Below are 11,963 nucleotides of genomic sequence, written 5' to 3'. Positions count from 1 at the left end.
CGCCATGGCGGACGAGGCGCTGGCGCTGGCCGATGAGGGCTACTCGATGGTTTATACCTACGATGCCAACCAGGAAAACACGGGCATTGCTGAATTGCTGCGTCACCTGAGCGAGCAGGGTATTGAATTTAAGGACCTGCATTCACGGCAAAGTTCGCTGGAAGATATTTTCGTGGATCTGGTGCATGGCACGCCACAAGCCTCACGCGGTACGCAACACGTAAAAACTGAAACACCGGAAAGCCTCTGATGCCGTTTGGTGTTCTCGTTTGGCTGCTCCCGGAAGGATTAATCAATGAAAGTGAATATGCATTCCATTAGCGCTATCTACAAGTTCGAGATGGCGCGCACCTGGCGTACCCTGATGCAAAGCGTGGCCTCGCCGGTGATTTCCACCTCTCTTTACTTTGTGGTGTTCGGGTCGGCCATCGGCTCACGGATGGTCGAGATTGACGGCGTCAGTTACGGGGCGTTTATTATTCCCGGCCTGATCATGTTGTCCTTGATGACGCAAAGCATTTCCAATGCGTCTTTCGGGATATACATGCCTACCTTTTCCGGCACCATTTACGAGGTGTTATCGGCGCCGGTGTCCTATGTGGAGATCGTAATTGGCTATGTGGGGGCGGCAGCAACCAAGTCCACGATTCTAGGCGTGCTGATTCTGCTGACGGCACGATTGTTTGTGGACTATGACGTGCAGCATCCTTTCCTGATGATTGGCTTTCTGCTGCTGACGGCAATCACCTTCAGCCTGTTTGGCTTTATCATCGGGGTATGGGCGGACACGTTTGAGAAGCTACAGATCATTCCCTTGATGATCATTACCCCGCTGACTTTTCTGGGAGGCAGTTTCTACTCCATCGACATGCTGCCGCCGGTTTGGCAGACGGTGACCTTGTTCAACCCAGTGGTCTATTTGATCAGCGGGTTCCGCTACAGCTTCTTTGGTGTGGCCGATGTGCACATCGGGATCAGCCTGGGCATGACGTTGCTGTTTCTGACGCTGTGCATGGGGCTGGTGTGGTGGATCTTTAAAACCGGATATAAATTGAAAAGCTAGGAAGGTTCATCGCGAATCTCCGGTGCTTTACCAAATGCTCGATGCCAGATGCCTGACAGCCAGGGTATTCAGGTCTTGAATGCAGGCGTCCGTCGTCGGGCATCCGGCGTCAAGCGGTTGCCCGGGCTGCCTAATCAGGCGCTGACGCCTGCCTGTGTTCCGCGCAATTTGCTAACGTCCGCACGCGGCGGTGCACCGAACAAGCGGCTGTATTCCCGGCTAAAGTGGGAAGGGCTTTCATAACCCACACGATAGCTGGCGGTGGCCGCTTCCAGGCCTTCGGTGAGCATCAACCTGCGTGCTTCATGCAAGCGCAGCTTCTTCTGGAACTGCAACGGCGACATGCATGTTACCTGTTTGAAACTGTGGAACAGGGTGGACTCACTCATGTTGGCTGAATCAGCCAGATCCTTTACCCGCAGTGGTTCCGAATAGCGATCCTTGAGGGTCGAGATGACCCGCGATATGCGGTTGGCCTGGGAATCCGTCGAGGCGAACTTGCGCATGCGCGGTCCCATCTCGCCAATCAGTGAGCGGTAGATGATTTCCCGGCGGGTCAGTGGGGCCAGCACCGCGATATCGTCGGGCGTGGTCATCAGGTTCAGTAGTCGGTGCAGCGCGTTCTGCATGGGGTCATCCATGTGTGACATGCACAGGCCACAGCCCACTTCCGGGCATTCTTCGCTTGGCTCATAACGGCCAACCTTGTCTCCCAGTTCCAGCACCAGGTCGGTGACTTCCTGCGGGTCCACATCAATTTTTACCGCCAGGTAGGGATGATCCGGTGAGGCATCAACAATCTGCCCGAGTACTGGCAAGTGTACCGAGCTGGCCAGATAGCTTGATTTTTTATGGTTCATGGGGGGTTTACGTCAGGCATCCGGCGTTGATGCGTTTGGTAAAGTATCGGGTATTCGCGATAAACCTGTCAGACGGCGAGAAGCGTGTTATTCAGAGGTTCCCTAATCCACGAAGAACCTTTTTTGTTTCCACCCCTTCTGCCAATCGCCCCCACGATTGCTTACCATCAGGGCTGACTGTCAGCGGATAGAGACCATGATTGTTCGAGAGCGCCCCAATGCCATCGCCCTGTTATTTGCCCTGCGGGGATCAGTGGTGCCGGAAATCCTGCCACACATTCTCTTTGTTGCATTATTTTCTGTGGTGGTTGCCGCGCTCAGTCACTACCAACTGATAGACCTGACCAGCCTGACGATTATGCCGGTGACCCTGCTCGGCATCGTGTTGTCGATCCTGCTCGGCTTTCGCAATAACGCGGCCTATGACCGCTGGTGGGAAGCGCGCAAACAATGGGGCCAGATGGTCACTGAAATTCGCAGCCTGGCTCGAGCCAGCGGCACATTACTGGGCGAAAAGGCTTCGGCCCGGCGAGCATTGTTGATGCCGGTGCTGGCCCATGCGGTGGCGCTGAAGGGCCAGCTTCGCCGCGAAACCGTCAACGAGGAACTGTTGGCCTGGGTGTCAGCGGAACAGCGGGATGCGGCGCTGGCGAAAGCCAACCCGGCGGATGCGTTGCTGGCACAGGCCGGCGCCATACTGGGTGAGCAGTACCGGCAGGGGGCGCTGGACAGCATGGGGCTGAAGATACTCGATGAACGACTGGCGGCGCTGAGCGGTATCCAGGCCGCCAGTGAACGTATTGCGTCCACGCCCTTGCCGTTCGCCTATACCTTGCTGGTGCATCGCACCGCCTATGTGTACTGCTACCTGCTGCCCTTTGCGTTGATTGGTGGCATGGGCTGGGCAACCCCGATACTAGCGGCGGCGGTGGCCTATACCTTCTTCGGTATCGATCGCCTGTCCGAACATCTGGAAACCCCTTTCGGCCGCGCTCCCAATGACCTGCCCCTGGATGCGCTGTGTCGTATTCATGAGATTTCCGTGGCGGATGCCCTGGGCGAGGTTGCGCCTGCGCCCTTGCCGGTAAAGGACTTTCAGCTTCAGTAAGCGTTTTCGATCCGCCTCGCTATGTTATCTCCATAAGCCGGATGGGCCGGCGTGAAGAGGGGAAGCAACATGAAAAAGTGGATGGGGTTTTCAGTATTGATTGTGGCGTTGCAAACCGCGCCGGTGGTGGTGGCGGCGAATGAAGTCTGTGCGGGGCCGTTCACGCGTCCGGCCTACAGTGAGGTGCTGGGCGCCTTCGAATCGGACAATGCCCCCAAATTGCGTTGCCCGCAGGGCACGACGCCCATTCAGGCGGGCACCTCGGCATACCCGAATTACTTGATGGGCTATATGAAGAGCGAGCCGCTGGGGAACGGCAAGGTCCGTAAAACGCTGGATTCCATTGACTATGAATGCCTGTGCTCGTCCGGCCGCAAAACCGGCTCTGCCACCTATTCTCAGTAGTCCCTTTGTCCGTCAGCATGATGCCCTGATTGCGTTCGATCAGGGCATCATGCTGATATCAAAGCGCAACAAAAAGCCTCCACACTGTTGCGGTTTGTGCATGGCGGCTAACCGGGAAAAGTCGTGCAATGGAAAGGGCAGGGATTGTTGATCCCGTAACAAACACAACAGGGAAGGGAATCGTGATGGGTAAATTAGTCGGCATCTTTATCGCCATGCTGTTCGCCAGTGTCGCCAGCGCCAACGGGGCATTAGGGAGCCTCTGAATAACTCCTTGCGTACTCAGCGTGGCCTGAAGGGTGCAGCTGTTGTGTTTTGCCGCAACGGTCAGGGTGGCTCCCTTTCCTAGCGACAAAGCGCAGCAGATGTGCCCTTCAGGCCGCGCCCTCCGGGTCTTCCAGGCTGGCCCGCACTCGTTGTTGCGCTTTTTCGACAGGCAACCAGCATGCCATCAAAATCGCGCCTAGATTGCGAGCCAGCCTGAAAGACTGAGCATGCAAGGAGTTATTCAGAGGCTCCCCTAGCCATCGACAGCAATCAGGGTGATCAGTACGGCTTCAGCTATAATCATCAAAGCATGCAGCAGGCCCAGTCTCGCGCACTGAGCGAATGCGGTTACGGTTGTCGGGTGGTGCAGACGTTCTCCAGGGGCTGTGCTGCCTATGCGGCGGATCAGTCCTCGGGAAGCTCCGCCTATGGCTGGGGCACCGCCTCCAGCGGCAGCCAGGCCCAGAGCACAGCGCTGCAGTATTGCGCCCGTCAGGGTGGCCAGCGCTGCATGGTGCGTGCCTGGGGTTGTAACGGCTAAGTCGCTGGCTTCAGGCGTACAGGGCGGCAACCGCCTGGTGTCTTTTTTTGTGCTGGGCAAATCGCACCGCAGCCATGACCCCGTGTCCGAACAGAAGACCTGCGGCCAGTAGCAACCACAGCACATTGATCGCCGCCGGTTTTATGGTGTCGCGATGGCGGGTCAGGTCCAGGCTGAGTGTCGCTGGCGCGTCGCCGCTACCGGGCTGGTATGCCGTGACCATGCCGCTGAGTGCAAACGGCTGCCCGGCGGGGGCGTCGATCATGGCCAGCAGTTTGTCCATGATGGCGCTTCGGTCATGACTTTCCGCCGCCTCCAGTGCGGCGGGCAATGGGCCCTGCACCAGGCGGATTGCCACTCCGCCCTGCTGGCTGTTGTTGATGTCTTTTGCGATTTCCAGGCTGCGGCCAGCATCCAGCGCAATAACAAGCTGACTTATCTGTTGGCGCAGAACCTTGATATGAGCCTCGCTGGTGATGGCGGTGACCGGGTCATCGGTGTCCGCGCGCTGCTGAACCGCCTCGCGTAGCGGGTGCCAGTTTTCCGGCTGGGGGTCCAGGGTATAGATGAGTCGTTCCAGCATCTGCCGGTGGATGCGCTGGCAACGGTAGTCGATATCCCCGTCAGTGCCGTTCTGTGCGCAGGCTGAATCCAGCGTCTCTATGATGCGGGGCAGGTTGGTGAGCATGACCGGCTTGCCATTACGGTAAGTATCCCAGCCTTGCATGGTGGCCATCAGTGTCAGGTAGTTGTCGCTGCGTGCCTGCAGCAAGTCCTTATCCTGCAAACGTTGGATGATGTCTGGTGCCTGGGTGTGGCTGGACCGGGGGGCGCTGCTACCCCAATAAAGTTGCCGGCAGTCGATGCTGGGCGAGTAGCTTCCTGTCTCCACGGCACAGCGGGCGTTGCCCTTGAGGTGGACCAGCGTACCGGCGGCGGGCGGGTTGTCACGCACGGCCTTGGCATTGTCCAGCTCTCTTTGCGGTGCACCGCTGAGTGACTGGCTGGTAAGGAGGATGTCGCGGGAGAGTTGGGTGACACTGCTGAGCGGAAACAGCAGGGCGATGGCGCCCACGATGGCCAGGGTCAGGTGTCGCCCCCAGTACACCGGAGGAAAGCGGCGTACTTCCTGATCCAGGGACATCCGGTTGCCGTAACTGACAACGCTGTAATCGTCGACCCGGATGGCCATCTCCTGGTTCTGCCCGTCTTCATAGGTAATAAAGGGGCGCCAGTGTTCCGGCAGAGAAAAGCCGATGCTGTCGTTCAGCGTGACGGATATCTGCACGTTGTTCTGTTCATCCACACCTACCGGGGTGAGACGAATCTGCCCGTAGACCTGGTTCACCTTCAGCGGCTCGCCGGCAGGTGGGCGACGGAAGAAGAGGTAGAGGGCGGACAGGGTGGCGAGCAGACTGATCACCAGGCAGATCGTCAGTACCGCTGTTGTGTCGGCAATGATGGCAATACCGAGACAGACAAACGCCACCGACCACAGGAAGCCGGGCAGCAAGGCGACACCGCGGCCACGCCGTGCTTCCATTTCCGCGTCGCTTTCCTGTCGCTGCTCGCGGATGGTCAGTGAATCGCTCTGGTCGTCTTCTGCCTCGTTGTCATCGGCATCAAACACCCGTGACAGCGCACCGTATTCGCCGTTTTCCCACTGGTTTTGTTTCTGTTCGCGACGCTGCTCGCGCTCTTCCCCTCCAGCAAGAGAGAACTCATCGTTGAGCGCAATGACGATGGCCTGTTTCTCAGCCAGTACCACCAGGGCCTCATTGTGGTCACGGAGAAAATAGTCCGCATCGTAGGGCAGCAATACCTCCACGCCACCGATGGTGTCATGCCACACCGTATTGCCATTGGTTTCCAGACCGTGGCGCAGGTAGGGGCCGCTGAGAGAAAAAACCTCATGGCTGTCCAGGGCGCCGAGGGTTTTTTGTTCTGCCTGGGCGATAACCGCGTCAACAAGACGTAGCTCGGTGGGATCGAGCTTGCGCTGGGGTGAGTGTTGCTGGCGGAATGCTGCAAGGCTTTTCAGTGAGGATTTCTTGCGGCCCTGATAGACAATGGCGCTGTAAATCGTTGAGCCAAGCAGGAATAGAATCAATAAAATTTTCAGTATGGCAAGCGCTTCCATGGCAACCCCGTCCTGTTTGGAAAACCGGGGAGAATACGGATTGCGTGTGAGGCTGGCATCCGCTGCCACTGAAAATTGCTGCGGCCTGTGACCGAGGTCACAGGCCGGGTAGTGCCTTAGTCGATCACGGTGAACGTCATGCCGGCTTTTTCCTGCAGCCGTTTCAGTAGCGGCTCGCCGAGCAGGGACGCGGTGGTCCAGAAGCCGCCGGGGGCATTTTCTACCANNTNCTGGGCCAGGCAGGCGGCGGCCTGGCCCAGCAGTTTGGCGGTGGACCCGTAGCCGGGGTCCGCATCACCGGTGACTTTCACTTTCAGGGTGTCCTGGTTGTCGGTGTGGCCGACAAAGCGGATGTCGTAGAAACCGGCTTTTTGTGCCTCGGGGCTGGGGCCTTCACCAGGCTGTGGCACCACAAACTTGTTCAGTGCCCAGCGGGTAGGCTTGATGGCCGCAGCGGCAAAAAACAGCCCGGTGCCGGCACCAATCCCCAGGGCTTTCATGCGGCCACCCATGCCATCGCCGGTGAGCATGGCCTCGTTATAGGTGAAGTGATCAGTGTAAGCCTGGCCGGTCAGGGCATTGGAGCGATGCACCACACGGCTGTTGATGGCGTCCATCACAAAGGGGCCGACCCAGGCGTTGAAGTCGTTATCGTAACTGGCCAGGCCGATGCTGCTCTGACGGCTTTTGAAGCCGTGGTCTGGTGGGCAAAGCAGGTAGGGGTTGGCCAGTTTCTTGCGCAATGCCGGGTCTTTTCCGGCTTCTTCCGCAATGTTCATCATGCTGGCAACGGTGCCACCGGAAACGCCACCCTTGGCCACTTTGACGCGCATGCGCACGGTGCTGGCCGGCGCGTTGAAGCGGGCCTGGGCTTGCTGCTGGAGAAAGTACACGCCCATGTCCGAGGGAATGGAATCAAAGCCGCAGCAATGCACGATACGTGCGCCATTCTTCTTGGCGGTGGCTTCGTATTGCTCAAGCATGTCGGCAATCCACTGGGCTTCACCGGTGAGATCGCAGTAATCCGTGCCGCTGTTAACGCAGGCCTTGATCATGGGCTCGCCATACAGCGCATAAGGCCCCACGGTTGAAACCACCACGCGGGTCTGTGCGCACAGGGCGTCCAGGCTGTCGTCGTCGTTGGCATTGGCGGTGATCAGGGGCAGGGTGCTGGCGGCGTTGCCCAGTGAGGCTTTTACCTGCTCCAGTTTATCCAGTGAGCGCCCGGCTGCTGCCCACTTTAACTCGCCATTGGTCCCGTAGGTGTCAAAGAGGTACTGGCAGAGAATCTGGCCAACGAAACTGGTGGCCCCAAAGACCACCACATCAAATTGTGAATCGCTCATGGAGACTCCTTGAAGAATCAGCGAAATGGATCAGCGCAATGGAAAGTCTGACTGTGTTCGTATCCTAAGCCATTGGGGGGCGGATACGTAACCGGTGAGACAGGACGTGTGCAGGGCAAAAAAGAACGCGCCCGCAAGAGCGGGCGCGGTAAAGGGGAAACCCGTTCAGGCGGCCTGTTGTGTCGGGGCGGATTCCTTGATGGCGTATTTGCGGATCAGGGCGGCTCGCCTGGCGGGATCGAAATTGATATTGGCAGCCTGGTAATCCGCCTTTTCCAGCAGGCGCTTATCCATCACCCGGAACCACAGCGGCGGGATGTAGCTGATCAGGAACATGCCGAAGTAACCGTTCGGGAGCGTGGGCAGGTCTTCGAAATGACGCAGGCTCTGGTAGCGCCGTGCCGGGTGGGCGTGGTGGTCGGAGTGACGTTGCAGGTGAAACGTAGCCCAGTTGGAAAACATGTGGTTGCTGTTCCAGCTGTGATGGGGCTGAGTCCGTTCATAGCGGCCATTGCCATCCTTGTGACGCAGCAGCCCATAGTGTTCCACATAATTGGCGGAGGTCAGCTGCAGGTAGGACCAGAGAGTGACGGCAGCAATAAAAGGCACCATTTTCCAGCCAAACAGGGCAATAACACTACCCCAGATCAACAGGCTCAGCAGGCCGGGTTGAAGAATGTCATTGTGCACGGACCATACCGGTTTGCCGGCTTTTTGCAGGCGCGCCTTTTCCAGCCGCTAGGCACGTTTGAAGGTGCCAGGGATTTCGCGGGCGGCAAACTTCCAGATATTTTCCCCCAGCCGCGACGAGGCAGGGTCTTCCGGGGTGGCCACGTCGCGGTGGTGGCCCTTGTTATGCTCAATGGGGAAGTGGCCGTAGCCCAGGGGCGCCAGAACCAGCTTTGCCAGCCAGCGCTCAATACGGGTTTTCTTGTGGCCCAGCTCGTGGCCCAGATTGAGCCCGGCGCCGCCGCAAATGGTGCCCGTCATCAGCACCATGGCGATGACGCCATGCAGGGGGAGAGTGTGAGTGCCCACAAACCACATGCCAAACAGGTAGGCGCCAAGCAGGATTGGCACCAGGGCATAGGTCATCCTGCGGTAGAAGTGATCCGCTTCCAGTTGCGGGACAACCTCCTCCGGTGGGTTGCTCTGGTCTTCACCGATCAGCATGTCCAGCACGGGAATGGTGAGGTAATAGAAGGCCAGCGGCAGCCACAGCAACAAGGCGTTGCCGGTGGTCATATACAGCAATGGGCCCAGGAATACGGTGCCTGGGACTAACAGGGATACCATCCACAGGTGACGCTTGCGATCCCGGTATTCGACCCCGGAGGGGCCGATAAATACGCTTGCCTTGTTCATAAGAGGCCTCGTTGTTGTGTGCAAGTTCATGTCTTGCTGCCATATTGCGCCGCTGTGCTGGGTAGCAGCACCGCAGGAGGTGGCAATAAATCGTCATAAAGTGACAGGTTAAACAGTGTGTTTCAGAGTAAGCTGGGTGGCATCCAGCGGGAGCGAGGGCGGTAGTGAAAAATGTGATGGTGGAGGAACACGGGGTATCCATGGTTGAACGGCTGCGTCCGGCCATTCACCCCACCTATAGCCGGTTGCTGTGTGCTCACCTCCATGGGCAGGGGTTTACCGATGCGGATATTTTTGCCGGCACCCGGCTGGAATGGCAGCAGCTGCTCAGCGAACACCGCTACCTCAGCCAGGAACAACTGACGCGGCTGATTCGCCGAGCCGTGGCGTTAACTGGCCAGCCCTGGATCGGGCTGCATATTGCCAATGCCACCTCGGTGTCAGCCCATGGTGCGCTCGGGTATGCCGTGGTTTCCGCCGCCGATCTGCGTGCTATGCATCAGGTGATTGCGCGTTTCGCCTCGATTCGCCTGCAGCTGACGGACCTGGCGTTTGTCGAGGAAGGCGGCGAGGGTCGCCTTATCATCACCGAGAGGCAGCCATTGGGCGAGGCCCGTGAGTTTCTTTACGGTGCCTTGCTGGGCACCTATTTTCAGATGATTGATGCGGTGCTGCCGCAACGTGGCCGGGATATTCGTGTGTCACTGCCACTGCCAGACGCCCAGTGGTCGCCGGAATATGAGCGGCTACTGGGTTGTGCGGTGCAGTTTGGCACGACACAGTTCGAGATCGTGATTGCCAGCCACCAGTTAGACAAACGTTGCCTGACCGCAGATCCGGCCATGCATCGCACTGCGTTGCGTGATTGCGAACATCAGCGCAAACAGCTGGAACAGGGTGGGCCGTTCAGTCAGCAGGTGGGACTGGTGTTGCTGGATCAGCCCGGCGCTTTCCCTTCACTGGAAACCATGGCGAGCGAATTCGCCATGTCACCGCGCACGCTGATTCGCAAACTCAAAGCGGAAGGGACGAGCTATCAGCAGTTGCTCGATGAGGTGCGCCGGGAATTGGCGTGCTGGCTGTTAATGGAAACGGCGGACCCGGTGGAACGCATTGCGGAACAGCTGGGGTACCAGGACACCTCCAACTTCAGTCGCACTTTCCGGCGCTGGTTCGGCATTACGCCGTTGGCCATGCGCCGGTCTCGGTCGTAATTCGAGACAAGCCTGTCAAGCTGCAAGAAACGTGCTATCCACGCTAAACAAAAAAATCCCTCCGGCTACAGGGGGGGGGAAGTCGCCGGAGGGTGTCCGTCAGTGTTGCTTGAGGACGAAATCGACTTTCTCGCGTACTGCACAGTCCGGGCAGGCCCAGTCGTTGGGGATTTGTAGCCAGCGGGTGCCGGGCGGGAACCCTTCGTTTTCATCGCCGTGTTGCTCGTCGTAGGTGTAGCCGCAGTTTGGGCACTGAAACTGGTGAGCCTTGTCGATGTCCTGTTCGGCCTGGCGCGCCGCCTCAACGCCATCTTGCTGCACATCGGGTTCAGAATCGGCGCTGCGATAACTCACCACCGGGCGTTGCCATTTTTTCAGTAGCGCGTCGCGTTTTCCCGGTTGTAGATTGGCCCGGGTCAGGTCGCCGTTGTAATGCTGATAGACCAGCGGGTCCATTTTTTGATACCAGACAAAAGGCAGGTAAGCGGGTATCAGCATGGATGCATAGCCGGAGGGCAGTTGCGGGCTGTCATCAAAATGGCGCAACGCCTGAAAGCGGCGGGTCGGGTTGGCATGATGATCGGAATGGCGCTGCAATTGATAGAGGAAAAGATTGGTGACGATGTGATTGCTGTTCCAGGAATGCCGGGGCTCACAGCGCTCGTAGCGACCGTCAGGTTTTTTCTGCCGAAGCAGCCCGTAATGTTCCATGTAATTAATCACTTCCAGCAGGGAGGCACCATAAAACGCCTGCAGAAGCAGAAACGGTAAAACCACCCAGCCCAGCCACAGCGTTAATAGTCCGAACAGGGCAACGGTCATTAGCCAGCTTTGCAGGTTTTCATTTTTCAGGGACCACAGTGGTTGGTCACAACGTTGCAGACGTTGCGCTTCAATTTGCCATGCGGATTTCACGCTACCGATCATGGTACGCGGCAGAAACGCCCAGAATGATTCGCCCATGCGCGAGCTGGCCGGATCCTCGGGGGTGGCCACGTTTTTGTGGTGCCCTTTGTTGTGCTCCACGAAAAAGTGCCCGTAGGCAACCGGGGCCAGAGTGATCTTGGCCAGCCAGCGTTCGGATCGGGTTTTCTTGTGGCCCAGTTCGTGGGCGGTATTGATGGCAATGCCGTTAACCGCGCCGACACTGAAGACCAGACCGACCAGGCCCCACAGTGGCACATCCCCGCTGGCCACCAGCCAGGCGCCCAGGATAGTGGCCAGATACTGGGTCGGGATGTAGGCATAAACAATCAGCCGGTAGTAGGTATCGCTTTCCAGCTGTGGGACGGCAGATTCCGGTGGATTGCTGGTGTCGGCCCCTACCACCCAATCGGCAAAGGGAATCAGACCGTACACGAGGAAAGGGCCGCCCCAGAGCAACCCGGGCCAGGGCCAGATAAACAGATAAATGAGAAGAAACGAAACAGCCAGCACGGGGATCGCCGGGCTGAGTAACCAAAGGTAACGTTTCCCGTCGTGCCAGTCAGGGAGTGTGGTGGTTGAGTCTGTTGATGCCATGGTGCCACCTTTGTTCTGCTTTTCGTTTAACGCTATACCCCTTATGGAATGGGGCCAAGTACTGCTTTGTATAGACTTGGAAACGGCCTGATGATTACTTTGGACGTAAAAATGCAAGGGCCATTCCGTGGAT

At 58.1% G+C, this 11,963-nt stretch carries 8 protein-coding genes and 3 pseudogenes; 6 read left to right on the top strand and 5 right to left on the bottom strand.

Annotation, left to right across the window (positions count from 1 at the left end; all coding sequences use genetic code 11):
* Both A3754_RS27325 and A3754_RS05725 read left to right on the top strand, forming a co-directional pair.
* Positions 1 to 250 (top strand): annotated as a pseudogene (locus tag A3754_RS27325) (multidrug ABC transporter ATP-binding protein); the annotation flags it as partial.
* Positions 251 to 301: 51 nt separating this feature from the next.
* A complete protein-coding gene (locus A3754_RS05725; RefSeq protein WP_063519059.1) occupies positions 302 to 1,063 on the top strand; it encodes an ABC transporter permease in 762 nt (253 codons plus the stop codon).
* Positions 1,064 to 1,197: 134 nt separating this feature from the next.
* On the opposite strand, the pseudogene A3754_RS05720 reads toward A3754_RS05725, so the two are convergent.
* Positions 1,198 to 1,905 (bottom strand): annotated as a pseudogene (locus tag A3754_RS05720) (AraC family transcriptional regulator N-terminal domain-containing protein); the annotation flags it as partial.
* 214 nt (positions 1,906 to 2,119) lie between these two features.
* Between A3754_RS05720 and A3754_RS05715 the strand changes: the two are divergent.
* From A3754_RS05715 to A3754_RS05705, 3 genes are all read left to right on the top strand, one after another.
* A complete protein-coding gene (locus A3754_RS05715) occupies positions 2,120 to 3,031 on the top strand; it encodes a bestrophin family protein (RefSeq protein WP_063519056.1) in 912 nt (303 codons plus the stop codon).
* 69 nt (positions 3,032 to 3,100) lie between these two features.
* Positions 3,101 to 3,436: a hypothetical protein gene (locus A3754_RS05710; protein ID WP_156496839.1), complete on the top strand. Its 336-nt coding sequence runs from the start codon at positions 3,101 to 3,103 to the stop codon at positions 3,434 to 3,436.
* Positions 3,437 to 3,962: 526 nt separating this feature from the next.
* Positions 3,963 to 4,244, top strand: a complete 282-nt coding sequence (locus tag A3754_RS05705; RefSeq protein WP_063519054.1) for a DUF4189 domain-containing protein — start codon at positions 3,963 to 3,965, stop codon at positions 4,242 to 4,244.
* Positions 4,245 to 4,254: 10 nt separating this feature from the next.
* Here A3754_RS05705 and A3754_RS05700 read toward each other — a convergent pair whose 3' ends face one another.
* From A3754_RS05700 to A3754_RS05690, 3 genes and pseudogenes are all read right to left on the bottom strand, one after another.
* Entirely contained in the window at positions 4,255 to 6,453 is a 2,199-nt protein-coding gene (locus tag A3754_RS05700; protein WP_156496838.1) for an IgaA/UmoB family intracellular growth attenuator, read from the bottom strand.
* 47 nt (positions 6,454 to 6,500) lie between these two features.
* The gene (locus A3754_RS05695) at positions 6,501 to 7,730 is read right to left on the bottom strand and encodes a trans-acting enoyl reductase family protein (protein WP_063519052.1); all 1,230 of its coding nucleotides are present in this window, start codon (positions 7,728 to 7,730) and stop codon (positions 6,501 to 6,503) included.
* 165 nt (positions 7,731 to 7,895) lie between these two features.
* Positions 7,896 to 8,777, bottom strand: a pseudogene (locus A3754_RS05690) (alkane 1-monooxygenase).
* Between the two features lie 482 nt (positions 8,778 to 9,259).
* On the opposite strand from A3754_RS05690, the gene A3754_RS05685 reads away from it, so the two are divergent.
* A complete protein-coding gene (locus A3754_RS05685; protein ID WP_231880505.1) occupies positions 9,260 to 10,309 on the top strand; it encodes an AraC family transcriptional regulator in 1,050 nt (349 codons plus the stop codon).
* 99 nt (positions 10,310 to 10,408) lie between these two features.
* On the opposite strand, the gene A3754_RS05680 is transcribed toward A3754_RS05685, so the two are convergent.
* On the bottom strand, positions 10,409 to 11,830 hold the full coding sequence (locus tag A3754_RS05680) for a fatty acid desaturase (protein WP_063519051.1): 1,422 nt from the start codon (positions 11,828 to 11,830) through the stop codon (positions 10,409 to 10,411).
* Positions 11,831 to 11,963 lie beyond the last annotated feature (133 nt).

Source organism: Alcanivorax sp. HI0083 (assembly GCF_001635175.1).
Note: the sequence above shows the minus strand (reverse complement) of the source record. Positions and strands in the feature narration are given on the sequence as shown.